At 42.4% G+C, this 23,274-nt stretch carries 24 protein-coding genes; 5 read left to right on the top strand and 19 right to left on the bottom strand.

Annotation, left to right across the window (positions count from 1 at the left end; all coding sequences use genetic code 11):
• Nucleotides 1-16: 16 nt before the first annotated feature.
• The 7 genes from AC6F33_RS07505 to AC6F33_RS07475 form a co-directional block, all read right to left on the bottom strand.
• Complete coding sequence (locus tag AC6F33_RS07505) at nt 17-904, bottom strand: YicC/YloC family endoribonuclease (protein ID WP_255746194.1); 888 nt, start codon at nt 902-904, stop codon at nt 17-19.
• Between the two features lie 90 nt (nt 905-994).
• A complete protein-coding gene (locus AC6F33_RS07500) occupies nt 995-2,722 on the bottom strand; it encodes an Rqc2 family fibronectin-binding protein (RefSeq protein WP_255746192.1) in 1,728 nt (575 codons plus the stop codon).
• Between the two features lie 112 nt (nt 2,723-2,834).
• A complete protein-coding gene (locus tag AC6F33_RS07495) occupies nt 2,835-5,039 on the bottom strand; it encodes a histidine kinase dimerization/phospho-acceptor domain-containing protein (protein ID WP_255746190.1) in 2,205 nt (734 codons plus the stop codon).
• Nucleotides 5,040-5,210: 171 nt separating this feature from the next.
• Complete coding sequence (locus AC6F33_RS07490) at nt 5,211-5,600, bottom strand: hypothetical protein (protein WP_500778075.1); 390 nt, start codon at nt 5,598-5,600, stop codon at nt 5,211-5,213.
• 14 nt (nt 5,601-5,614) lie between these two features.
• Nucleotides 5,615-5,812 carry a hypothetical protein gene (locus tag AC6F33_RS07485; RefSeq protein WP_500778074.1) on the bottom strand — a complete coding sequence of 66 codons (198 nt, stop codon included), beginning with the start codon at nt 5,810-5,812 and terminating at the stop codon, nt 5,615-5,617.
• Nucleotides 5,809-6,378: a replication-relaxation family protein gene (locus AC6F33_RS07480; RefSeq protein WP_500778073.1), complete on the bottom strand. Its 570-nt coding sequence runs from the start codon at nt 6,376-6,378 to the stop codon at nt 5,809-5,811. The genes AC6F33_RS07485 and AC6F33_RS07480 overlap by 4 nt, the downstream gene beginning before the upstream one ends.
• A complete protein-coding gene (locus AC6F33_RS07475) occupies nt 6,320-7,594 on the bottom strand; it encodes an FtsK/SpoIIIE domain-containing protein (RefSeq protein WP_500778072.1) in 1,275 nt (424 codons plus the stop codon). Before AC6F33_RS07475 ends, AC6F33_RS07480 begins: the two co-directional genes overlap by 59 nt.
• 249 nt (nt 7,595-7,843) lie before the next feature.
• Between AC6F33_RS07475 and AC6F33_RS07470 the strand changes: the two genes are divergently transcribed.
• The gene (locus tag AC6F33_RS07470; RefSeq protein WP_500778071.1) at nt 7,844-8,065 is read left to right on the top strand and encodes a transcriptional regulator; all 222 of its coding nucleotides are present in this window, start codon (nt 7,844-7,846) and stop codon (nt 8,063-8,065) included.
• Here AC6F33_RS07470 and AC6F33_RS07465 read toward each other — a convergent pair.
• Together AC6F33_RS07465 and AC6F33_RS07460 are read right to left on the bottom strand one after the other, a co-directional pair.
• Nucleotides 8,062-8,268, bottom strand: coding sequence for a hypothetical protein (locus AC6F33_RS07465; RefSeq protein ID WP_500778070.1), 207 nt, complete (start codon nt 8,266-8,268; stop codon nt 8,062-8,064). The two genes, AC6F33_RS07470 and AC6F33_RS07465, sit on opposite strands and share 4 nt — an antisense overlap.
• Nucleotides 8,252-9,082 carry a ParM/StbA family protein gene (locus AC6F33_RS07460; protein ID WP_500778069.1) on the bottom strand — a complete coding sequence of 277 codons (831 nt, stop codon included), beginning with the start codon at nt 9,080-9,082 and terminating at the stop codon, nt 8,252-8,254. Before AC6F33_RS07460 ends, AC6F33_RS07465 begins: the two co-directional genes overlap by 17 nt.
• 503 nt (nt 9,083-9,585) lie before the next feature.
• Here AC6F33_RS07460 and AC6F33_RS07455 point away from each other — a divergent pair.
• The 4 genes from AC6F33_RS07455 to AC6F33_RS07440 all read left to right on the top strand — a co-directional run bounded on the left by AC6F33_RS07455 (nt 9,586) and on the right by AC6F33_RS07440 (nt 11,644).
• A complete protein-coding gene (locus AC6F33_RS07455; protein WP_480947342.1) occupies nt 9,586-10,713 on the top strand; it encodes an IS4 family transposase in 1,128 nt (375 codons plus the stop codon).
• Nucleotides 10,714-10,958: 245 nt separating this feature from the next.
• Complete coding sequence (locus AC6F33_RS07450; RefSeq protein ID WP_500778068.1) at nt 10,959-11,183, top strand: hypothetical protein; 225 nt, start codon at nt 10,959-10,961, stop codon at nt 11,181-11,183.
• A 66-nt stretch (nt 11,184-11,249) separates the two neighbouring features.
• Nucleotides 11,250-11,435, top strand: coding sequence for a hypothetical protein (locus AC6F33_RS07445; RefSeq protein WP_500778067.1), 186 nt, complete (start codon nt 11,250-11,252; stop codon nt 11,433-11,435).
• Between the two features lie 29 nt (nt 11,436-11,464).
• Nucleotides 11,465-11,644, top strand: coding sequence for a hypothetical protein (locus AC6F33_RS07440; RefSeq protein ID WP_500778066.1), 180 nt, complete (start codon nt 11,465-11,467; stop codon nt 11,642-11,644).
• Nucleotides 11,645-11,811: 167 nt separating this feature from the next.
• On the opposite strand, the gene AC6F33_RS07435 is transcribed toward AC6F33_RS07440, so the two are convergent.
• The 10 genes from AC6F33_RS07435 to AC6F33_RS07390 form a co-directional block, all read right to left on the bottom strand.
• Nucleotides 11,812-12,159, bottom strand: coding sequence for a hypothetical protein (locus AC6F33_RS07435; RefSeq protein WP_500778065.1), 348 nt, complete (start codon nt 12,157-12,159; stop codon nt 11,812-11,814).
• A gap of 10 nt (nt 12,160-12,169) precedes the next feature.
• Nucleotides 12,170-13,411 (bottom strand): GH25 family lysozyme, encoded by a 1,242-nt coding sequence (locus AC6F33_RS07430; RefSeq protein WP_500778064.1) that lies wholly within the window; start codon nt 13,409-13,411, stop codon nt 12,170-12,172.
• A gap of 45 nt (nt 13,412-13,456) precedes the next feature.
• Complete coding sequence (locus AC6F33_RS07425; protein WP_500778063.1) at nt 13,457-13,669, bottom strand: BhlA/UviB family holin-like peptide; 213 nt, start codon at nt 13,667-13,669, stop codon at nt 13,457-13,459.
• A 60-nt stretch (nt 13,670-13,729) separates the two neighbouring features.
• Nucleotides 13,730-15,454, bottom strand: a complete 1,725-nt coding sequence (locus AC6F33_RS07420) for a phage tail protein (protein ID WP_500778062.1) — start codon at nt 15,452-15,454, stop codon at nt 13,730-13,732.
• A gap of 50 nt (nt 15,455-15,504) precedes the next feature.
• Complete coding sequence (gene xerA, locus AC6F33_RS07415; protein WP_500778061.1) at nt 15,505-16,476, bottom strand: site-specific tyrosine recombinase/integron integrase; 972 nt, start codon at nt 16,474-16,476, stop codon at nt 15,505-15,507.
• A 266-nt stretch (nt 16,477-16,742) separates the two neighbouring features.
• Nucleotides 16,743-17,135 carry a hypothetical protein gene (locus AC6F33_RS07410; RefSeq protein ID WP_500778060.1) on the bottom strand — a complete coding sequence of 131 codons (393 nt, stop codon included), beginning with the start codon at nt 17,133-17,135 and terminating at the stop codon, nt 16,743-16,745.
• A 41-nt stretch (nt 17,136-17,176) separates the two neighbouring features.
• Complete coding sequence (locus AC6F33_RS07405) at nt 17,177-19,240, bottom strand: SGNH/GDSL hydrolase family protein (protein ID WP_500778059.1); 2,064 nt, start codon at nt 19,238-19,240, stop codon at nt 17,177-17,179.
• A 12-nt stretch (nt 19,241-19,252) separates the two neighbouring features.
• Complete coding sequence (locus AC6F33_RS07400; RefSeq protein WP_500778058.1) at nt 19,253-20,146, bottom strand: phage tail family protein; 894 nt, start codon at nt 20,144-20,146, stop codon at nt 19,253-19,255.
• Entirely contained in the window at nt 20,130-22,952 is a 2,823-nt protein-coding gene (locus AC6F33_RS07395; RefSeq protein WP_500778057.1) for a phage tail protein, read from the bottom strand. Before AC6F33_RS07395 ends, AC6F33_RS07400 begins: the two co-directional genes overlap by 17 nt.
• A 2-nt stretch (nt 22,953-22,954) precedes the next feature.
• Nucleotides 22,955-23,242 carry a hypothetical protein gene (locus tag AC6F33_RS07390; RefSeq protein WP_500778056.1) on the bottom strand — a complete coding sequence of 96 codons (288 nt, stop codon included), beginning with the start codon at nt 23,240-23,242 and terminating at the stop codon, nt 22,955-22,957.
• Nucleotides 23,243-23,274 lie beyond the last annotated feature (32 nt).

Genomic DNA, 23,274 nt, shown 5'->3' with positions numbered 1-23,274 from the left:
CACATCAACCATTCATCTATTCTATATTTTGCACTTGTTCACGTAATTTTTCAATCTCGGTTTTCAAGGACACAACAAAGCGGCTTACTTCAGCATGATTGCCCTTTGAGCCAATCGTATTCACTTCACGATTCATTTCTTGAATGAGAAAGTCGAAACGACGACCAACGGGCATGTCCGAATGCTCCTCCAATAAGACTTTGCATTGATTTAAGTGGCTTTTCAAGCGCGTCACTTCTTCATCAATGGCCGTCTTATTGACGAATACGGCCATTTCGTTCATGAAACGATCCTCGTCAATTCCTCGATTCTGCCCAAGAAAATCGGTGATCGCGGCATGAAGCCTCAGCTTATACTGGGCACGAACTTCAGGCATAAACGCCTCAAGCTGGTCAACCTCGGATTGGATCCCCTGAATTTTATCTAAAAGATCAATTCTCAGTGCTTCGCCTTCCTTTTCACGCATCGCAATAAGATGTTCTGCTGCATAGCGAACGGATTCAAGCACCAGTGGTTCCACTGATTTTGCATCACAATTGTCTCCATCGTTTAATGAAAAGATACCGGGAAGCTGTAGAATCGCATTGAGATCGTTCAGCTGGAATCCGCTGCGCCGCTGCATTTCTTTAGCAGCACTCATATACTGATCAACGAGCGACCAATTCGTTTTCAAATGTGGCTCGTTCGCTTGATTACCTTCAACTGAGAGATATAAGTTGAGCGAGCCTCGCTTCACAAAAGAATGAACAATCTCCCTCAGTTTATCTTCAAGATAGACGAGTGATCTCGGCCCGTTGAAAGTAAGCTCGAAGAATCGATGATTGACTGATTTAAGCTCAACGTGTACCTGTGTGTCGTCTTGGGTTTGATCGCACATACCAAAGCCTGTCATACTTTTAATCATCCGATCACTTCCACTATCTCATTTTAAACATTTTTATCGAGTTGTCGCAAGTACTGACGATAAATAAATTGAGATGAACTGCCAAGTCCGTTATTTTGTCTCAGATTTTGGCTTTTCACGCATGTTCAGAACCTGCGATTCATCTGGTGTTACATAGAGCGTTTTTTGATCCGTATAGATAACAAAACCAGGTTTGGCACCGCTTGGTTTTTTGACATATTTCACTTTGGTATAGTCAACCGGAACACCGCTGCCCATGCGTGATTTACTGTAAAAAGCTGCAAGATTAGCCGCTTCCTTCAGCACATCTTCACTTGGGTTCTGCGATCGAATCACAACATGCGATCCGGGAATATTCTTTGTGTGCAGCCAAATCTCTTCGCGTGCCGCTTCTTTCGTTGTCAAGTAATCATTCTGTTTATTGTTCTTCCCAACGAGAATCAATGTACCATCCGAGGCAAAATACTGATCTATGACCGGTTTATTCTTTCTCTTCCGATCTTTAACTGAGCGCTTCTTTCTTAAATAACCGCCTTCGACTAGTTCCTCGCGAATTTCTTCGATATCCTTCATTGAAGCGGATTCAACCTGCTGCGTCAGTCCTTCAAAATATACGATCTCGCTATTCGTTTGCCGAACTTGTTCTGTAACAACTTTTTTTGCTGTCTTTGCTTTATTATACTTTTTGAAATAAGCTTGTGCGTTCTCCGAAGGAGTCCGATTTGGATTAAGGCTGATCGTCACTCGTTTCTGATCAGGATCATAATAATTAATCACATCTACGTGCAAGTCGCCGCGTTTAAAGACATGCATGCTTGCCGTTAGCAATTCTCCATATAAACGATACTTATCCGCATCTTCAGCGTCCCGCAGTGTTTTTTCCAATTTCTTGAGCTTTGTCTTGTTTTTCTTCAATTCAAGGCTGATAAAATGACTGAGATCTCCTGCCTTCTGTCTGACCGCGTCAGTCTGTGCTTTAACCGCGTAAAAACGATCAAGCATCTGGTGAACAGTGGTGAAGTTTTCCGTTTTCCCTGATTCATGGGTCAGCCGCAACACATGAAAGTCATCTTTTCCCTTATCATTAAAAACAATCATCGGATGATAATCATGATTTCGTATTTCTGTCTGAATCTCAAGAAAAGCTTGTGCAATCGCTTCTTGGTGAGGGAGTCCGGCGCGATGAACAATTTCAGCACCAATCTGCGGTGAAAATCCGCTGACCATACCTACAATCTGGCGATCAATGCGTCCGGCATTCCATTCAATCCGGCCGATTAAATCCTGCACACTCATCTCAAGCGGATTAAGCTTCCCCTGATCCGGCGGCAGAACATAAGTTTCACCGGGTAACACCGTACGGAAACGATTGACCGCAGGAGTCAAATGTTTCATTGAATCAATAATTCGCTTGCTCTCTTTATCAATCAGAATTACATTGCTGTGTCTGCCCATGAGCTCAATAATCAATTCTTTTTCTGTAAGATCACCCAATTCATTGCGTGAACGAAGATCAATGTGTACGATACGCTCGAAGCCTAGCTGCTCGATCCGCTCAATGACGCTTCCCTCAAGATATTTGCGCAGAAGCATACAGAACATCGGCGGCTCCTGAGGGTTACCTTCCGATTGCTCTGTCAAATGCATGCGTGCAAATGCTGCATTAATAGAAATGAGCAATTTTCCGCGTACCCCGCGTGCGCGCAGATGAAAAATAAGATCCGTAGGAGTTGGCTGATATATTTTAGCTACCCTGCCACCTGTAAAATCTTGCAGACTTTGAACAGCAGCATGAGTAACAATACCGTCATAAGACATGGCGCATTCCTCACTTCCAAAAAAAGCGGGCATTCGCTGCTCGCTTTTCAACTTCCGATTAAATACCGAACTCTATTGTCTCACTTGGCGCGCTTCCGAGTCAAGAAAGGTCTCAGTTTGTTGGGAGTCTGATGACAACCTTAAATAGATCGCCATCCAAGTCAATTTCAAAAATGCCGCCATGGAGATCGATGATCGACTTAGCAATCGCTAGTCCAAGCCCTGAGCCTTCCGTATGGCGTGACGCATCCCCGCGTTTAAAGCGTTCAAATAATTCATCAACATTGTCGCCAAGTTCGTACTTAGTAATATTTTTGAACGTCGCCATCGCCTCGCCGTTTTTCACTTCGAGTGTGATATACACGCGCGTTCCTTCCATTGAATATTTAAGAATGTTTCCAATCATATTATCAAAAACACGCCATAATTTCTGACCGTCGACAATAACCGGAATCCCTTCATCCGGAGTTTTTATACGAAAGTTAAGCTTTGATTGTTGAATGGCTTCATCATATTCAGCAAGTGCTTGAGTCAGCAACTCATTCAAATTAACCTTGGTCTTGTGCAATTCAATTGCACCGCTTGCCATTTTAGAGGCGTCAAATAAATCATCAATCAGCCGCTTCAAACGCTTCGCTTTTCGATCAATGATGGCTAGGTAGTCCTGCCGTTCCTCATCGCTCACATCCGATTTTCTTAACAGATCATTATAGGTAATGATTGAAGTCAGCGGCGTACGCAGGTCATGACTGACATTGGTAATGAGCTCCGTCTTCAGCCGTTCGCTTTTCAACTGCGCGTTCCGTGATGACTTCACGCCATGTTTTAATGTGTTTAATGATTGAGACAACCGGCTAATATTGCTCCTTCCATGTACGGGCAGATCAGGCTGCTCCTCTCCTGCCGCCAAGGCATTCATTTGATTAAAAATGCGATTGAACTGTGTGGCACGTTTCAATGAGAACCACAGCAGAGGCAGTGCAGTAAAAATCAAAAATAAGAATGCTGCGGCAACGCTGCCACTAATAGAAAAAAGTGGAGCCGACATGCCAAGGAAAAAGATTGCCGCAACGAAAAACATAACTTTCAAGCCGGTAAAGGGTGCAATGAAAAAGGCATTAATAATCTCTCTTGACTGCGAGACGATGCTCCCCTTTCGGCACTCCGCTCTTTGCTCAGGGTCACGTATCATCTGCCAGAGCCATTGAATTTGGAAAAGGACGGTTGTCATCGCACATAGAATGCCAACACTGTAAAGAGCAAATGCGCTTAAATCTCCGAAACTGCCGAAAAATGCATACGCATATCCATAATCCAATCCATTTGCAGTTGATCCAATGTTGATAAGAACAGCCAAAAAAATAAAGAGTTCCAGTGCAAGAAACATAAACCGCAATTCAATTGGAATACGACGATACAACCGACTTGTTATTTGAAACCCAACGAGTGAAAATACCCTCTGTTTCCAAACAAGAAACAACGCATAACCAATCATGGCAATCGACAGTATAAGTAAAACATAGCCAAATAGCTTACTTTGAACATAAGCGCGATAATTAGAATTCAATTGATCCATCTGGGCATTTTTATTAATATAAATCTCTCCGGAATAATCAGCGTTCCAAAGCGTTAAGATTCGAGTAATGCGTTTATCCCCAGTACTCAAATAATGATCAGGATAAAAGTTTTTAAAACGTTTTTCAAAGCGCTTTTCCGACTGCTTATCTGTTCCTTGAGCATCTGTCGCATTTGAAAAAACGCCGCCGGTTTTTTTATTTTCAAAACGATACTTAAAGACCTTTGCTAATTGATTAAAACTCTCTTGTTCATTGGAAAGTGAGGTTGCCTTAAACTTTTTCATCAGTGCTAATCGCTCGTCGCGTATCTGTTCGATCACATGAGCATCATTCTTAAAGTTCTTCTCGATCGCACTGATTTTCTTATCTCGTTCTTTTTTATAATAGGATACAGCTTTTTTATCTTCGGCTTTCTCCGCTTTTGCAATCACATCCGAGTACTGACTGCGGACATTTGATAACTGCTTGGGCAGGTCGCCGTAACGATAACGAAATTCGTGAATATCATCCTTTGTGATGGGGAGGGTCTTTATCTGGCTAGGTAATGGATGAATGAGTTTCGTCATCGCCAGCTCATATTTAAATTGCTCATATGCACTCTTAAAACCACTGAAATTCTCAAAAGTGCCAAACATCATCGGCCTGTATACCGTGATTACAAGCAGAAGCAGCGAGAGACCGAATATCGTAAGCCAGGTGAACAGATACCCTGCTTTTTTATTTTTCAATTTTATAGCCAATGCCCCACACCACCTTCAAATATCTTGGATTGTTTGCAACCTATACGTGGTGTAAACTGAAGGTAGTCAGCGATATGTTTGAAAAAATTTGATCCTATTAATCTATTAAAATACTTCTCATGTTTTTAACAATATTAAATGTTGCGGTCATTTAGAGGTCAGTGGTCAAAATCATCCAATCGCTGCCCCTACACCAGTAAGCAGGGATATAAACAGTGGTAGCATGTGCACGAGCACGTAGCCTAATGAGGCGTTCATAATATATTGATAACCTTTATCTTTAAACCCGACCATAACTGCGAGAGAAGCTCCTGCAATGATCACACCGGCCATTGGTGTAGATATAGCGACGATCATACTTACAAGAGGGTCAAACGCATGAACAACCTGTTCTTTGGTTGATTCGCTAATCGCTTCTTTTGCAAAAGTTAATGTAGGATGTGATAAAATAAATGATCCTGCCGCGATACCGGACGCTGCTAACAGTCCAGTTGTTGCGACTTTTTTTATTTGTGGCTCATTCCGGACAAACGATCGAAAGTCTAGTGTTTCTGTGCGCATCAAAATCCCTCCCATTAAATGAAGATGAATGCAATGACACCGGCAATGATATACGGCCGTGTCGGCTTGATATAAGCCATAAGCGCCAGCGTTCCAATAATAGAAATAACCTGCCATCCACCTAACTGATTAAAAATCACTTCCCAAATTGTCGGTCCTTGGTATTCAAACGGTTTCCCGTGTTCTAAAAATGCATGCCATATCTCATTCATTTCAATTCCTCCCGTGTATAGATTTCCACATCAATTCCCTTGCATAGCTTCAATAGACGTTTTCTCCGATACTCTGTTGCTGTAGCAAAAATCAATTTAAATGGCTTCACTGCGTACAATTGGCGGTATCGTGCGATCTTTCGGGCATTTTCATTCATCTTTTGTGTAATGTCGATTTCGACAAAATAAAATAGGCTATTTCGCTTAAAGACAGCATCAGCAACGACGCAAACGCCATTCGCTTCAATCTTGATTTCATTTTTCCAATTTGATGGCCGGCCATAAGCAAGGTAAAGTTGATTGCGCAATAAAAAGTGATCGGCTTGCATTGTTCGTTTTCTCACTTTTTCGCAACCTACACGTTCCCGGCCGGCAGCGGACAGATAATAAACATTCTCACCGTCCCTGAAACTGCATAGATAATCGGACATGGACTTTAAAAAGTGGTTAGCGTTGCGGTCGCTTTTTAGATTGTGCAGCCGTTGCAGCTGAGACCTAGATAAATAATCAAGTTTCGCTAAAGACAAAAGTATCGCTTCTTCCTTCTCCATTCGTTGACTGTTCATTGCTCTGCTCCTTTCGTGGCCGAATATTAATGTGTGGTGCAATCTGCTTTTTAATCTCCAAATTGCTGATAAATGGTGTTTGGACAATCACAGGTTTCACACGCTTATAAATGCCGCGTCCTTTGATCTCCGGTAAGTTCTCCGCTCCGGGCATATCAATCGCCGCCATCGAAGCTGTGGTGCTGTCTAAGACAAAGCATAACCGTGCCGGAATGTTACGCTTAACCTGGCTTGGTATGGTCTCCGTTGTCGGGTATTGTGTAGCGTAGACAAGCCGAAAGCCGGGGCCACGCCCACGCCGAGCAATGTCCTTCACGATCTCTAACGCTTCTTTTCCAAGGTCGGCCGCTTCATCGATCACGATAAAATGGCGCTTGGGTATGCCTGCTTCTTGTACGTCCTCATAGCCTTTCTCTGTGTACTCTCTTAGCATTTTGTTCATTAGTTCCTGTGCTTGTTTTAGTGCTGTAACCGCACTATCCGGATCCGTTGCAAAGTGCATCGTTTGTTTAAGATTTTCAAAACGACGGAATGCGGATCCGTCCTTTAAATCAATAAGTGTCAACTCCAAATCGTCCGGGTTTGATATTGCCAATATGGTAATCAATTGTTTGAGAAATACAGACTTCCCGAATCCGGTTGAGCCGGCAACAATCAAATGCGGCTGCACTTCAAAATCATGTTCGATCATTCCGTGTCGCGACAGTCCAGCCGGCACCTTCCAGCCACTTATTTTCTGCCCTGACCATTTCACAATCGACGGCAATGGCTCATCATAAACACGGATCCGGAGCATGCCATCAAAACCTAATTCAACCTCTTTTCGTGCCTTCTTGTGCTTCGTTAGCAGCCTTTTAATCTGCTTGACTATGCTTCTATTTAACTTTAACTGTCTGATGTCTGACAGGCTGACAGATAGCCCTGCTGTCTGCACATTAAGCCCATCTTCGATCACATCTTTATGGCTTTCCACGTCTTTAAAACTCATTCCCAATGGCATCTGATAAACGTACTCTGTGCCGCCGTCAATCACTCGTTTTCGATGCAGCCGAATTGTTTTCTTTCGCCCTTCCTCGGTCACGCCTAGTTTGGCATTTTCAAAGATTCGCTGAATCTTCGCTGCATCGTTGAGTGAAGGGGATAGGCCAGCATTTTTGCAAAAAGCATAGCCACCAATTCCGGCAACCGCAGCTGTTGAAACAATTTCAAATAACATCAGCACCACCACCTAAAATTGTTGAGTATCCGTAGGATAGTTCCTGTCGAAAAGTAACATTTTGGACAAGGAAAAACAGCTCTGCAACGAGAAAATATCTTTACTTATTAAATTTCCTGCCGGGAAAAGCAAGAGGAAATCCGTTAAGCAATAAATGACTATGATCGACAGCTTGATCATTATGTTACTTTTTTCCGCACGTTTAACATTTGCCCAATCCGGACATGCTACGAAAAAAGGAGTGATTTGATGTTTGGATTAGGCAAACCACGTACTAAATTCGGCAAGTGGATTGATCGAAAAGGAATAGATCAGATCGATGTAGAAGAAATGAGCAGATTGAGTAGAAGAACGGTTAGCCGGATGTGTAATGATAAGGATTACAGTCCAAAATACACGACGTTCGCAAAACTTAAAAGAGGATTGAAGAAGTTAGGATATGACAAGGGCTACGATGATTTTTGGGTTTAAATGAAAGATGCTGCTTGATCTGCATTGACCTCTTGTTTTGGCTCTGTACGCTGCACATTAACACCATGCATGTCGTGGTCAATCAGTCGCTTAATGTAGGCACTCATATTGGTATGCTCTGACAATCGCTTATACAGTGTCTGCTGATATGGATCCGCCAAATTGAAGCTGACACCAACCGTCTTTTTAATGAGTGGGCGCATAGACTTTTCGACCAATCTCATAATTTCCGATGGCATTGGCAAAAATCGGTTTCACAATCTGCAGCTGGCTTCCAATGGTAATCTTTGGGCGTAACAATTCGGCATTCGGAAAGTAAGCTTTTATGCCCTCTAAAAGCGTTTCTGCGCCACCACCGAGCACATGAACAGAATCATATTCTTGCCACTTTTCAAGTGCACGGACGTAGATACGGCGCGTGATGCTGTTTATATCGGATGTTCGGAGTGTTTCCATACCAAATCCTTCTGTAAAGCTGTCCCGGTCAACCAATGCCATATTGTAGGTCGTGGCAAAGTTGATGGACCCGGAGCCAATATCTATATACCGATGCAGACCCATCCGTGGATCCGACAAAGAAGCAGAACCACCTTCTGCGCCAACTTCGCACTTGTTGATGACAAACGATTTTTGCACACCGTTCACGGTCAATGTATGTGACCCGAGCAGCATATCTTTAATCTTCTGCTTTTCCTCTGGAGTGTGGGTTTCAACCGGCTGACCAACTACGATGCTCACATACTGATCGATGGCGTATTGATGGATAGCGAGTAAGATACGCAGCTTTGCTTCTTCATGTGCTTTGCTGATGCCCTTCCGGCTGCCGGACAGTTCAGATTCCATCTTCGCAAGCGTTCCGGCAAATCCTCGCTTGCCGTTGTATTCCCATACCATATCATCTGCACCAAACTGGCTATACAGATGCCGTTCCCTGTACTCACCAATCGCGCTAGAAAATAGATAAACACCGCGCTGACATGCTACTTTTACGTTGGCATTTCCACCGTCTATGCCCATAATTTCCATGTCCTCACTCCCTAGATTTAATCTAGGTAAAACCTATCCATGCCACAAGGATAAAAATAGCCGTTTAGGTTTAACCTGGTTTAAACTTATTGTCATAAATGGTTGTCTTATGACTAAAAGTAACAAAAAGGACAGGTAGGATAGTAAAATAGAAAAAATCAGCTGAATTTATCATAGTACGATGTAAAAACGAGTAAAAATAATCATTTTATTTCTATGTAACCGCTATTTTTGATAAAAATGCGATTTGCTCAATTTAGATACATTATAGATAATGGTCTTGTGGGGTGGCTGAGGGTTTAACATAGAAAATACCCGTCCATTGAGGAGTGGATGGGTATTTTTTATAAAATCTATCACTAGCGTTGCAGTAATCAAAACTGATGATTCAAAATACTAGGAATAGTCGAATTTAAAGAGGCTAGCCAACAAAAAAATCCTTTACAATGGAAGGATAGGTGATTCTATCCAAATCCAAAGAAAAGGATTCACGCATGGATAAGAATACACATCTCTCTTCATTTTCGCAATGGTTAAATCAGATAAACTTTAAACAGCTTGACGAAACCCTCGGACAAACCGGCGGTGACAAGTACGTGAAAAAGCTGACGACAAAGGCTTATATGACCCTTTTTCTGTATGCTCATCTCCAGAAAGAAGACAGTCTGCGTTCGATTTCGGACTGCGTCTTAAGTGAAGAGCTTCAGAAAGCAACGGGTCTCTCGTCGATCAGCGCCTCACAACTCTCAAGAAAAAATAACTCGGTTGACCCGCAACTGTTGATGATGCTCTTTCTTGATCTGGTCGCCAAGATTAAAGGCAAACGAGCACCCCAAATGGATGAACAGCTTAGGGTTGTGGATTCGACGACGATATCCCTGAATGCTCAGCGCTATCCATGGGCTCACTTTCGCAAAACCAAAGCCGGCGTCAAGCTGCACCTTCGCCTTGTCTTTATGGGAAAAGGGCAAGTGTTTCCGGAAAAAGCAGTCCTTACATCCGCTCAAGTCAATGACCGCTCGCAACTCGATGTGCTCGTTGACGAGAAAGAAGCCATGTATGTCTTTGATCGAGGCTATGTGGATTACCAGGCCTTTGATCGTTTTTCCGAAGAGGGGATGTTCTTTGCTTCCCGTTTAAAAAAGAATGCCGTTATCCATGTCCTGCACAACTATAAAGTCCCCGAGAAAAGTTCTCTTTTATCGGATCAAATGATCCTGCTGGGCAGCATTCAAAACCAAACGGAAAATGCCTTCCGTCTCATCGTGGCGCAAGACGATCAGGGGAAGAACATTCGGATCATCACCAATCGTTTTGACTTGTCGGCGACAGAAATCAGTGATGTCTATCGTCATCGATGGGCCATCGAACTTTTTTTCAAATGGCTGAAGCAACATGTTCGGATCCAAACATTTTACGGACAAAGTGAGAAGGCTGTCCAGAATCAACTACTTTTGGCGTTGATTCATTACAGTCTATTCGTTTTGATTCAGCAGAAACTTAAAACGACGAGTTCAGTACTTCAACTGAACCGATGGTTCAAAGCTGTGCTTTGGAAATCCTGTGAGCAATGGTTCCGCCGTATTCGTTTTCAAATGAATAAAAGGAAACGAGTAACCTAAAGGCACCTTAAAGGCTGTTGACACTTGGACACTGATTAACTGGATAAAATTGTAAAATGGATCGAGTCACCTTTTAGGTGGACATTAACTTTTTTGGCTTTGGTAGAAAAAATACAAATTCTGAATAGTTCGTCAATATTTATGCAACGCTAGTGAAAATCTATACAAAAACGCTTTACATATATAACGTTACGTTATATAATATAAGTGTGGTTAAGAGATGATGGCAAAAGGAGAAGATCAAAATGAAACTAGAATTTATTAAAAATGTGTTGTTTGTTGATGTTGATGGTAGTAAAGGAATCAATCATTATGTTATCAAAGCGATGTATGACAAAATTGATGAAGAGGGATTCGCTGACATTACTTACAAACCTGTGGATGAATTTGACATGACATGGAAAGAGATCGAAGCAGACGGAGGAATAAGCATAATAAATAAAGACTTGAAAGAATGCTACGGTGTTTAATTTGGATTTTAATAACGTTATGTTATAATACAGGGGGAATTTATTATGTAGAAAGTGGTGTTTTTTATGGATCGTAAAAAAGTTACTGATGCTCAAGTCAATGCTTCTCGAAAGTGGGAGGATCGTAATAAAGAAAAGGCCGCTCATGATGCTGCTCGGAGGCAAGCAAAACGATATATCAATAAATTTGCAGGAAAAGATGAACTTGACGAATTAGAGCAATGGATTTCAGATAAACAATCAGATTTATAACGCTGTGAAAAAAATTGGAGGAATAAAAAATGTATATCTGCAAAGTTAATACGAATAACGGCCTACGCCTAGGAACTGACGCTGAAGAAATTGGAGAAACATTGTTTTTCTCGGAAAATGACGGAACGGTCAATGAGCAACTTAAAAATTTTTCCGAAAAGATGAATATCCCCATCTACGAAGATGGAAAAGATTATATGATTTATTGATCCGTCATTGAAGACGGATTTTTTTTACGCGCTGCAAATGCGTTGTTGTGCCAAGATGCCCCGGTCAACGCCGGGGCTTTATTATGTAAAAAAGAAAATGGGGAACCGCCGAATAGCAATCCCCCATTATTTATGTATCCCGGCATAGCCGGGTATGAAGCATTATGTTATTTTGCATCTTCGATCTGCTTTTCAGCCGCACCAAGCGACGCAGGTAACTCTGCATGCAACTCCGTCACAGCAGCTTCGACGTATGCCCGTAGATGATCGTCCTTGATAAAATACAGTAGCTTACGCGCGTACGTGGCTAGCTGATCAGCAACCCATTGATACTTTTGTGTACCGGTTCCGGTGCCCGGGAACAAGCCCTCTGCCGCCTTGACGAGCGCTGCCGCCTTGCTTTTGAGCAAAACATCAATCAGCTTGGGAAAGCCGACTTTTAAACCATATGCAACTGCCGCGGTCACCAATGTGATAATGGCCGGATCCACAACATCTTTTAAAAATGTGTCCATAAGATCACCTTCAGTATTTTAATTTCTGACCCGGATAAATTGTGTCAGATTTGAGACCGTTCTTGCTTTTGAGAGCCTTCACAGTCGTTTTCTTCGCTCTCGAAATTTCCCACAGCGTATCCCCGCGTTTGACGGTGTATGTCTTGCTAGACGATGCCGCAACCGTCACATTTGCGCTAAGCTTGATCTTTTGCCCAACGCGGATAAAGTTAACGTTTCTGATGCCGTTGATCTTGGCTAGTTTGAATACCGTTGTCTTGTGCTTACTAGCGATCTTGCCGAGCGTGTCGCCACGTTTGACCGTATAGGTTTTTGCTTTGTTGACAGCTGCTTTCGGCTTTTCCGCCGGCTTAATTCCTGCCTTGAGTTTTGCGACAAGCGCCAAGTTCTGGGCGGCTGTGCCGGTGTAATTCGCAATACTGTAAGACTTTGCTAGCTTCTCACGGGCGCTGTACGACCACGGCTGACCTTTAGACTTAAGATAGTTTACAAGGCTGATAGACTTGATCTGCCCTACAGAGTTGCTTACTCCAACCGTGTACTTGCCGGCGAAGTCCTGACTGACATCGAAGTTCTGTCCATTAATTCGCTCCGAAGATGTCCATTGCCAAGCACCCTTTTTGCCGTTGTGCCATGCTGGCTCAGCAGATCCATTATTATAGCGCGCAAGCCAAGGATCTTTGACACTCAGTTTGTCCGCATCCAAGTGCGATTTATAAAAACTTGATCCGGTGTAGAGATCGACCTGATAACCTTTATCACGCATTGCCTGAAGGAATGTGTTGGTGTAGCTCGTCAGCGCCGATCGGCTTGCGGTTGCCAGTTCCACGTCTGCCACGGCCATTCCATAGCTGGACTTAAAACCAACGTTTTTCAGGCATGCCGCAAACCAGTCCGCTTCTGCCTTCGCGTCTGCGGTTGATGTCAGCCGTGCGAAGTGATACGCATGCACCTTCAACCCTGCAGCATGCGCGTTGGCAATGTTGACGCTTGCTGTGCGATCAAGATAGTTAGATGCGTCTGACACTTTAACCACTGCCGCCTTGTAACCGCCGGCTTTAATGGTTTGGTAAAAGGACAGTGGCAGTCCTCCTTCATTATTCCAGTGAGACACGTCAACGAAATCTTTGTCCGGTGTAGCAGCAGTTGCCGGCAGACAAAAAGAAAACGCCAGCACAACGGCCGACGCTAAAGCAAATAGTTTTTTCATATATGATCGCTTCCTCCGATTTTTATTATGATATTTTCCCATTTTTATTTCACCTCCTCCCGATTTATGTATAAGTAAAGCGCCCGCTTAGTGCAGACGCTCCTCAATCCCATCCAATTTATTAACGATCAAATCATATTTCTGCGAAAACTCGCTGAGTACTTGGCTTTGATCGTTTATGACCTTGTTCAACCGCTCCTCGCGGTCATGCGCTTCTTTTCTGTAGCTGTAAAGCAACCATACAAAAAGGACCGCAAACGGCCCCTGTGTGATGAAATATTGAAGTGTACTTGAATCCATCCCCTCACCAACTTTTACCAGTATTTTTAAGCAAAAATAAAAAAGCCTATCCAGTAATGGTTAAGCACCACCACCTTCAAGAGCTCTCAAACGGCTTTCTATATTAGTTAAGACTGCAGATAATAAAGCATCAGTACCAGAATTGTGTGGATCTTGAACATTAGGATCAAAAATATCACCGGTAGATCCATACCCGATCCATGGCGTCAATTTGTTTAAAGACTGTTTATCATTAAACCCAAGCAGTCCATCATCACTTTCGGTTGCTTCTGCGACGCTTCCATCTGCATTTTTGGGAAGCGAATGAACCTTTTTAACGTCTTCTGGAGACATTAACCCTCCCCATTCAGCATCAGACACAATAGCTTCGTAGGTTGTATTGCCCTGACCGTCCAATACACCGCTAGATGGAATAGAGGATAGTATTTGGTGTTTCTCTTTGCTCATTAAACCATCTTGTGTATTTGATGCTAAAGATATGTCTTGATCATCCATCCCGTCAAGTTTTGTTTTATCATAAGCGCTCATTAATCCATTTGAACTATGCGTTGCTAGTCCATATTCCGGTATATCAATCTTTGTCGGATCATATCCGGGTGAAAATTGCGTTCCCAGTCCGATACTAGCTTGATCAGCCAAAATACGCCCCTCAGACTTTGTCAGGTCTAGTTTACCACTGCCCGTAGTTAAGTCGTTGATCTTAGTAATAGCAGCTGTAGGACCATCTCCAAGCGACTCAGGATTGATAGTATTTGTTACCGGATCAATGACCTTGTTTACTATTTGAGTCGTTGCCTTAATCGTTGCTATGCTTCGCGTGATGTCTCTTTGATAATTGCCAAGTTCCACAACCGGAGACTTTGTCTGATCTTCCGGATAATCTTCAATGCTCATGATTCTTGGCTGCAGATCAATATCCATGCCATTAAGATCATAAATGCACCACACAAAGTCACCATAGGTAAAGTTATGCAGTTTCAATCCATTCTTAACGAGCTCCTCATATTCGACCTTTGCACTGTATTTGCCATCATTCAGGAACGTTTTGGCATAGTCCTCCAAATTTCCAGCATTACTGTAACGCTCATCCTTCTTGACAAGCTTATAGACACGGTCAAACGAATTGATATTAGGCGATTTGACGGTTACTGATGTTGTCGGGTTTCCGTTTTCATCTAGTTCGCCAAACATCATTACTTGTGTCACGAGATCGCTTGTATCATACTCATCCGAAAAAGTCCGGAGGTTGTGGCCATGCCTGAATTGAGCATCGGTTACGGTACCAATCATCACCGCAATAACAAGATGTGTACCGATTGGCCGATACTCAAATCCATAGCGATCACGTAATTGTTTGTACAGATTAATCGAGTTATCCATGCCAAAATTATCGAATTGTTCGGATCCAAAGTCACCGATAATCTCATATGTTAGACCAGTACCAGCCAATACAATATCGAGCCAATCGGATAAAGGTTTTTGAGCAGTATAGGTTTGTTCAACTGTTTGTGCTTTCATACGATCATACATATCATGATTAGCAGTGATTTGCTTAGTAACGGATAACCCGTCTGGATCGCGTTCGCAATCATCAACGACATACAGTTCACCGTCACATTCGATGCGTGATTTATTATTGAGTTCATCAAATTGCGCAGCATTACGATCTGTTCGATCAATGGAAAAAGACAGCGAATACTCGCCGTCTACTGATCGCTTACGAACACAGTCATATACGCTTGTGAGTGGCTCTATTTCGCCGGATAGGGAATGCAAAATAAGCATGTAATCACCTTCTTTGAACATTAAAAAAGAGCCCCGAAGGACTCTTATATTTATTGCACCAGATATTTCCGATGCTGATTATGTTTGTTTTCTTCTGTAACGGTGGCATATCGTTGTGTTGTATCCGGACTGGAGTGACCAAGCAACTGTTGAACTCCGGCCAAGTCAGCTCCGTTATTAAGCATCAGTGTGGCGAACGTGTGCCGCATCACGTGCGGCGTCACTTTCTTGCTGATGTCGGTACGTGACGCAATCATATTGATTTCTCGTTCGATGGTTCGGCGCCCCATGCGCCGTGCTGGTTTTCGCTCCGTAACAAATAGGGCTTCACAATCATCTTCACGGCTCTTCAGGTATTTTTTCAAGTGGTACAGAGCCCGGAAACTAAGGTACACGATACGCTCCTTGCTGCCCTTTCCAAACACCTTTGTACTCATGTTCTGTACATCAATGTCCTCGATATTCAGCCGCTGAACCTCTGAGAGCCTGCAACCCGTCGAGTAAAAGAATTCAAGGAGAGCCCGCTGCCGTTCAGTTTCGCAGGCTTCACGAAGCATTTCTAACCCTTCGATATCCAAAGCCTTTGGCAGCATCTTTGGCATCTTTGGCGCCTTAATCTTCTTGGCTGGATCCCTTGTGATAATTTCTTCATCAGTCAGCCAACCGAAAAACGATCTCAAGACGAACAGTTTCTTAGCGATTGTACTCATCATCACGTGATCGTGACTGGCCAGAAACACACGCAGATCCGCGGTCGTGATATCGACTACACGCTTTTTGACGTGCTCAGCAAAGGCGATCAATTCACGCTTGTACCCGTCTATCGTCGATTCAGCCATGCCCTCCAGTTTCTTAGCGCTTAGGAAAAGCTTCATCTTTTCTTCGACATCCGGATGAAAAATATTCTCCGGCGAGCGCGTAATGCGATACTTTGTCATGACCTGTGAAAACCGGTCCTTAATCAAGCGTAAATCAAGTCCTGGGATGAGATCCGTAAGCACACCGACAAACTCCGACAGCATCTATTCACCTGCAGAAAATTCTACCGTATCCAATTGTCATTCCCCCGAGAGTAGGAAAGTCGTTTTTAGAGGATCGCGCCATAATAAAAGAAGCAGGCGCGCCTCTCGGTACGCTATCGACAAGATGATCAGTCCCGTCTACCTGCTTCCAAAATATCATAACACAAACTGATTTTCAATAAAAAGAGAACAAGCATTCTGATTTAATACCGTTTTAACAAACCTTTCTTGTTGCGCAGTAGCGTCCTACTTTGAATCATGGATATTTAAGCATTAAATATTCCATCGTTATCAAACTGTATTTCCTTGATAAATGCCGGCATAAATCCTTTTTCTTTAAATAGAATTTTAAACGAAGCAAAATAGAACAGATCATCATAGTTCTCTACTTTTGTTTCATTGTGATAAACATTTATTAGTGAACGTGCAGCATCCAAGTTATCGCTGAAATATTCTCTAATATGCTTGTCTATGTCTTCATGAAAATAATCAAAAAGAGATCCATCATAAACCATTTGGTGACAAATCATTTTAAAATTTTCATTTTTTGACATTATTTCACAAAATTTGTCTATTGCTTCTGACTTATTATTGGCCATGATAACAAGGTGAAAGTCACTATTATCATCTTGGTGATAGATCAAAAATTGTTTACTCATATTTTACAGTGTCCCTTTTGCCATTAGTTTTAATCCTTAAATTATAGATTATCTGCAACTATTTTGGCAAGCATTGCCGCGCCTTGGTCATTAGGGTGCAATGCATCGATTGAATATTCCCCTGGCTGTGTAAGCAAATATGGATCTTCCTGAGTGCCTGATCCGGTGACTATATTATCCATATAGTTAAGACGTCCTTCAACTCCCCAGTCAATAACCGGAATCGAAAGATATCCAGCGGCTTGTTTAATCTGATTCCCTTTATCGAGATAATTTAAATTATTTCCATTTCCGTAACTCAAACCTGCGGGGGTAATAAAATATATTTTTGCATTTGGAAAAAGACCATGTAAACTTTCATAAAGATAACGCATAGCACCCATAAAATTAGTTCTGTCGATGGTGTTAATATCTGGTTTTAGATAGGCTGAACCTAATGTCGCCACACTCCCGTATGTTGATACGTAGACATTATCAAATTTTGCATAAAGTTGAGCAGGATAAGTGCTTGTATTAGTATCAACATCGTCATTTGTTCCACCTTCAATTAAAATAACATCGGGGTATTCGATTTCATTTACATAAATTTGTGTTTCACCAGCATCTAAATCTGTTCCGGCCATAAGTCTTTTTAACTTTTCGATCTGACACGAAAATGTATTATTGTTTCCTATTTTATAATCTGTTGTTGGTCTGGAAGTATAAGGATAAGTCGCTCTATCGGCATAGTTATCTTTTAATGTTGCATTTGATCTGCCAAGATTAACCATCCCATCAACATTAACTAAATTTTGCAACTGATCGACCCATCTATGCTGCTCGCTATAACTGTCACCAATCACAAGTAAATTGCCAATATCTTTCTTCGTTCCTATACCAATTCTTACCAGTTCCCCATCCAAAATTATCCTAAATGAGTTTGACGTTGTATCTGAATAGCTTATAATTCCTGAAGAAAGCTGAAAACGAAATAAAATGACAAAGGTTCCATCTTGCTGACTATCATAATCGCAAACATGAAGCTTACCGTCATAAAGAGAAAAATAGCACATTTTTACTTTTGTTGATCCTGCTACATCCCAATTTGCCCACTCAAATGGCTGAACATTTTGACCTCCTCCATTAAAAAAAATATAAGCTGCTTTTGTCAATCTTATTTTTTGATTAACACTATCCAGTTCAATTGCACCGTCAGTGTAATACCCAAACTGTGCTAGAGATGGATCTTTAAATCCAAAACCTCCGTTAGGAATACCATCTACTGTCCAAAAATTAGTAAATGTTCCTACTATCTTATTATCTATGATAGCCCCAATGTAAATATAATCAGGATCATCAGCCAATTGATTATCATACCTATTACAAACCAATGTATGATCTGGAACGTGAAAATAAATAAATTGCATTACACTAAAGTCGCTTTGACTTGCATTTAAGCTTATTTCCTGACCTTGATTTTGGTAAAAGTCCCCATTAATTACAGATATCGTAGAATAAGGGGTGAGCATAATAGTTTTATTTATTGTGTCAATATTTATGGAACCGGACGTAACATATCCGATTTTAACGAGTTTAAGCTTTTGAAATGAAACTGACATGTTGGCAATTTGAATAGCTTGAAAAACACCACCGGATGTCCATGCCGATGCAATAGTACTATAAAAATACCAATTACCATCAGCAGTGACGACATGGGGCTTTAGATAACCGCCTGTAGGTGTCTGGTTTCCGTCTGGATATGCTGCTTGTAATCCAGATAGGGTATCATATGGTTCACCCATACCACTGAACGCAGTATTAATCATATTTTCAAGGTAATCTTTGTCAGCTTGGTGATTTGCTTGCGTCTCCATATCCGCCAACTGCTCAGCAGTGTCTTGCTGATTCTGGTCAACTTTTTCGTTGATTTCAGCGTCTTTTGTGTCCAAACGATTTTTCAATGTCGTGTAGGTGTTTCCACTTCCATCGACCCGTGCTTGTGCAGATTCGGGGCTGCTGTCCCCATCAATAACCAACTGATCAATTTGCTTTTGCTGATTGTCGATTGCTTCGAGACGCTTTTTAATTTCCAATCCAATTTTGTTTGTTCTAATCGGTTCGGTCATTATTGTACCTCCTTACAGGTACAAAAAAGGGAAGTCGAATGATGTCTCGATATTTCCCTGTGTACCTGTTAATTTAAACTTATTTTCTCCAGGTGCCAACGTGATCAGCTTGTGATTCGTATCCCCAAAGATCGATGCTCCATTTTTCCGGCTAAATACACCGTCAAGTGTAATGATGTCATCGGCTTCGGTAGATCCTGCGTACTCCCAAACATCACCGGTTGTTATATTTTCAATCTGCAGGTTTTCTGATGCTCCTTTAAAGACGATCACGATATCAAGGAAACGTGGATCAATCACAGCATCGCCTAAATTCCAAATTGAGAACTCTGTTTCTGTGTGCTCATAACTGAAATCAATCAAATTGCCTTCTGCATCCTCAAACGGGATGTTTTGGCTAAACTGCCATAGATCAGATTCAATCGTAAACGGATCCGTCAAAGAACCAATTGAGAAGGCATACGGCATATAGGTGATCATTGGAATTGTAGCGATCGAAACAGACGGCCCTTTATCATCGAATGTGATCCGGTCAGACAGTCGCAAATCCTTCCATCGTCTGCCGGGGTTGTCCTCATCTATGATGTTGAATGTATTCTTGCTGTCGAATAGGCGTAGCACATTCGTTTTTAGGAGCGCTAGATTGTACTTGGTTTCTTCAACGAGCATGAACCGTGCCACCATATTTCGAGAACCATAAGTGGTTCCTCCACGGTCCTGCACGCCATCTGCCCCAGGAATAGAACCACCTGTATTATTAATCGGCGTTGGTGAATCCACGTCAAAACTTAAAAAGACAAGGTCCTGTGTTTCGTCTAAGCGAACCGGATCCTGCCCTTCTCGTTCCAATATCAAAGTTGTGTCATTAGCGCCCGTCAACTCTTTAAAATCAGCTGAATACTGCACGTTGATTCACCTGCTTGTCTTGCAGTCTATTTACATCGTCGATGATCGCCTTTGCTATCGTTTTTGATCCGACTTGCAGATTGATAATCGCCGGCTTCTTACTCAATTCCGTCTGATCCATGCTTGCTGTTACCTCTTGTTGTACGCTGTCTAATCCGCTCGTAGATACTTGGCTGCTATAACTAAAGTCTGTCTGTTGTGGTGCAATCTGAGCCGCTTGAGCCATGCCCTGTGATGCGGATGCTACTTTGTTTTGCATACCGGCAATACCGTTTACTAAACCTTGACCGGTCATTTGACCAACCCACGCCATAAATCGTGATGGCGAGTGGATGCCGAGGGCACCTTGGATCTTATCTTTGATTCCTCCAGCGATTGACATGATTTTGCTTCCAACGGCTTTTGCGAGCGATCCGATGCCATTAATTAATCCTTGGATGATGTTTTTTCCAATGCTGAATAAATTGATAGATTTCAACGGATTTTTTATGAATCCGACCACCGCATGAAAAGCTGAACTTGTCGCTGATTTAATAGCGTTCCACGCGCTTGAAATACCACTTCGCATGCCGTTAACAAGTCCTATTACAGTACCTTTTATTCCACCCCATACGGATGATGCAACTCCTCTGATTGCCCCCCAAACAGCACTCGCTGCTGATCGAATCGCATTCCATGCTGCAGAAAGTCCGCTTTTTAGGGCATTCGCAACACCAATAATCACACTCTTAATACCATTCCATACAGCAGATGCCGCTGCTTTTATTCCATTCCAAACGGCAACGATGACTGTTTTAATCACATTCCACACCGTTGAAAACAAAGTCTTATAAGCGTTTAACTGACCAACGAAATACGCTTTTAAAGCGTTCCATACAGTCGATGCCACAGATTTAATACCATTCCATATTGTGGATAAGACACTTTTTATCCCATTCCAAACGGTTGTAAATATTGTTTTGTATGCATTTAATTCACCAACAAAGTATGCTTTTAACGCATTCCATACTGTTGACGCAATTGATTTGATTCCATTCCACAGCCCAGACAAAAATGATTTAATGCCGTTCCATGCTGAAGATGCGGCAGACGAAATGGCACTCCATACACCAGACATCATGGATACAAATCCATTCCATAAAGCTGCTCCGGCGCTCACAATAGTGTTCCATAGTCCCTTTAAAAACGACCATATTGAACTCCAATTGTTGATGATGATAGCGACAAGAGCTGCTGCTGCCACCGCAATCAAAACCGGCCAAGATACGAGAAAAGCTAAGAATCCTCCTACAGTTCCAGCTATTGCACCAATAACCGGAATCAAAGCACCTATTACAGAAGTAACAGCCATGATGGTCGGAGCAAGTGCAACAAACACGCCGATTACCGAAACGATCACTGCAACAATGCTTGCAATAATCGGGTGTGCTTGAAGAAACGATCCAAGCATTTGCGTGAAAGGGACAAGAAATTTAAGTACTGCTGAGCCAACCGGAGCAAATCCAACTGCTAGTGCGCCAATAATCTGTACCACATTACCTATCACAGCTATGACTGCAGGCGCGTTGGCTTGAACATAACTGATAAATTGTTGAAACTGTTGATTTGATCCTAAAGTCTGGCCCCATACCTTAAACTGATTAGTTAACTTAACCAATCCAGTGAGCATATTGCTAGCCGTTGGTGCGAATGCAGTAAACATGCCAATCAGTCCGGACCCTACATTACCGATGATTTGTAATAATTTCGGACCGTTTGTCTGCACGTATTGGATAAAGCTTTGAAAACCAGTAGACTGGCTGACTGTTTGCGACCATTTCAAGAACGACTGAGACATGCCAAGTAACCCGTTGTTCATTTTCTGGCCAAGTGGGACAAAAGCCGTGAACAGATTCATAAGTCCGACCATGACATTAATTCCAGCTTTGCCAAGCGTTTCAAGCGATGGCCCGATTGTATTACCAAGTGTCCGGAAGAAATTGACCACATCCGATGACTGAAGCACTTTATTCATGGAGTTTGTCAAAGTATCCATTGCACCAACCGCACCCGCAAATGACGGTTTGAGATACTCTACAACCGTTGTCAGTCCTTGCAATGCTTGAGTAAAGACATTAACCGTTTGTGCTTCCAACGGCTTCGTGATGCCCGTCCATGCTGCCTTTAACTGTTGTATGGCTGTGTAGGCTTCCCGTTGTGGTCCACTCATACTTTCCAAGATGGCTTTCTGCTGCTGCAATAGTTTATTCCGCTGTTTTAAGTCAGTCGTTTGCGACATTTTTGTTTGCAAGTCGCTGATTTTTTTGTTTGCTTCAAAAACTCCACTTAAATTAGCAATAGCAACAGCTGCAAAAGCACCAACTCCTGCGCCAGCTGCTGCAAATGCTGTGCTTAATCCAAGTGCTCCGCCAGCTGCAACACCAATAACTGGACCAATAGATCCGATAGCAGCGATCAGACTGGCGACAGCCGGGATGCCTGCTGAACTGATAGATGTTGCAAATCCTGCCATCATGCTTTGGCCAACCGTTCCAAATGCCCGCATGCGATTAGCCATCATGTCGATTTCCATGGCAAAATTGTCCCAGCGTTTATCAATGTCCATATGGATTTCAACTGTTTTGTCTCGTATGGATTTCAATTTCGCTTTTATTTCGGTTATTTTTGTGCTTGCAGGTTTTATATTTCCATCAATCGGGATCTCCGTTCCTGTCGCCGTACTATGCATGATCTTGTTGACTTCAGCCATCTTTGCTTTAAACTCACTGATCTTAGCCCCGACAAATGCCGTCAAATTCTTGTTCATGTTCATCCTCCTTTCTTTTGGAATGATGATCGATTTAAAGCCTTCTTCAGTCGCTGATACATATCTTGATTAAGCACCGGTCTTCCTGACGATTCCTTCCAATTACTCATCTGACGGTCAATCCTCTTGTGTGCTTCTTTCTCGTCAAACATTTTTCTTTTTCTTGCATGCTTTGCATTGGCAGCATAACGATTAAACATAGCCATCGCTGCCATTCGGTCGTAATCATCAGCCTGAGCATGTTGGGAACCACGACAAAAAGCCTTGAACTCATTCGGAGTCCAAGACATGATTAGGTCAGGATCATAAACTTTTAGCAGGC

The organism is Sporolactobacillus sp. BBK16-2, from assembly GCF_059878335.1.
Note: the sequence above shows the minus strand (reverse complement) of the source record. Positions and strands in the feature narration are given on the sequence as shown.

Bases quoted from the DNA above. Each gene is read 5' to 3' on its own strand.
- AC6F33_RS07505 (WP_255746194.1), bottom strand. From the start codon at position 904: ATGATTAAAAGTATGACAGGCTTTGGTATGTGCGATCAAACCCAAGAC.
- AC6F33_RS07500 (WP_255746192.1), bottom strand. From the start codon at position 2,722: ATGTCTTATGACGGTATTGTTACTCATGCTGCTGTTCAAAGTCTGCAA.
- AC6F33_RS07490 (WP_500778075.1), bottom strand. From the start codon at position 5,600: ATGCGCACAGAAACACTAGACTTTCGATCGTTTGTCCGGAATGAGCCA.
- AC6F33_RS07485 (WP_500778074.1), bottom strand. From the start codon at position 5,812: ATGAATGAGATATGGCATGCATTTTTAGAACACGGGAAACCGTTTGAA.
- AC6F33_RS07480 (WP_500778073.1), bottom strand. From the start codon at position 6,378: ATGAACAGTCAACGAATGGAGAAGGAAGAAGCGATACTTTTGTCTTTA.
- AC6F33_RS07475 (WP_500778072.1), bottom strand. From the start codon at position 7,594: ATGTTATTTGAAATTGTTTCAACAGCTGCGGTTGCCGGAATTGGTGGC.
- AC6F33_RS07470 (WP_500778071.1), top strand. From the start codon at position 7,844: ATGTTTGGATTAGGCAAACCACGTACTAAATTCGGCAAGTGGATTGAT.
- AC6F33_RS07465 (WP_500778070.1), bottom strand. From the start codon at position 8,268: ATGCGCCCACTCATTAAAAAGACGGTTGGTGTCAGCTTCAATTTGGCG.
- AC6F33_RS07460 (WP_500778069.1), bottom strand. From the start codon at position 9,082: ATGGGCATAGACGGTGGAAATGCCAACGTAAAAGTAGCATGTCAGCGC.
- AC6F33_RS07455 (WP_480947342.1), top strand. From the start codon at position 9,586: ATGGATAAGAATACACATCTCTCTTCATTTTCGCAATGGTTAAATCAG.
- AC6F33_RS07450 (WP_500778068.1), top strand. From the start codon at position 10,959: ATGAAACTAGAATTTATTAAAAATGTGTTGTTTGTTGATGTTGATGGT.
- AC6F33_RS07445 (WP_500778067.1), top strand. From the start codon at position 11,250: ATGGATCGTAAAAAAGTTACTGATGCTCAAGTCAATGCTTCTCGAAAG.
- AC6F33_RS07440 (WP_500778066.1), top strand. From the start codon at position 11,465: ATGTATATCTGCAAAGTTAATACGAATAACGGCCTACGCCTAGGAACT.
- AC6F33_RS07435 (WP_500778065.1), bottom strand. From the start codon at position 12,159: ATGGACACATTTTTAAAAGATGTTGTGGATCCGGCCATTATCACATTG.
- AC6F33_RS07430 (WP_500778064.1), bottom strand. From the start codon at position 13,411: ATGGGAAAATATCATAATAAAAATCGGAGGAAGCGATCATATATGAAA.
- AC6F33_RS07425 (WP_500778063.1), bottom strand. From the start codon at position 13,669: ATGGATTCAAGTACACTTCAATATTTCATCACACAGGGGCCGTTTGCG.
- AC6F33_RS07420 (WP_500778062.1), bottom strand. From the start codon at position 15,454: ATGCTTATTTTGCATTCCCTATCCGGCGAAATAGAGCCACTCACAAGC.
- xerA (WP_500778061.1), bottom strand. From the start codon at position 16,476: ATGCTGTCGGAGTTTGTCGGTGTGCTTACGGATCTCATCCCAGGACTT.
- AC6F33_RS07410 (WP_500778060.1), bottom strand. From the start codon at position 17,135: ATGAGTAAACAATTTTTGATCTATCACCAAGATGATAATAGTGACTTT.
- AC6F33_RS07405 (WP_500778059.1), bottom strand. From the start codon at position 19,240: ATGACCGAACCGATTAGAACAAACAAAATTGGATTGGAAATTAAAAAG.
- AC6F33_RS07395 (WP_500778057.1), bottom strand. From the start codon at position 22,952: ATGAACAAGAATTTGACGGCATTTGTCGGGGCTAAGATCAGTGAGTTT.
- AC6F33_RS07390 (WP_500778056.1), bottom strand. From the start codon at position 23,242: ATGTCTTGGACTCCGAATGAGTTCAAGGCTTTTTGTCGTGGTTCCCAA.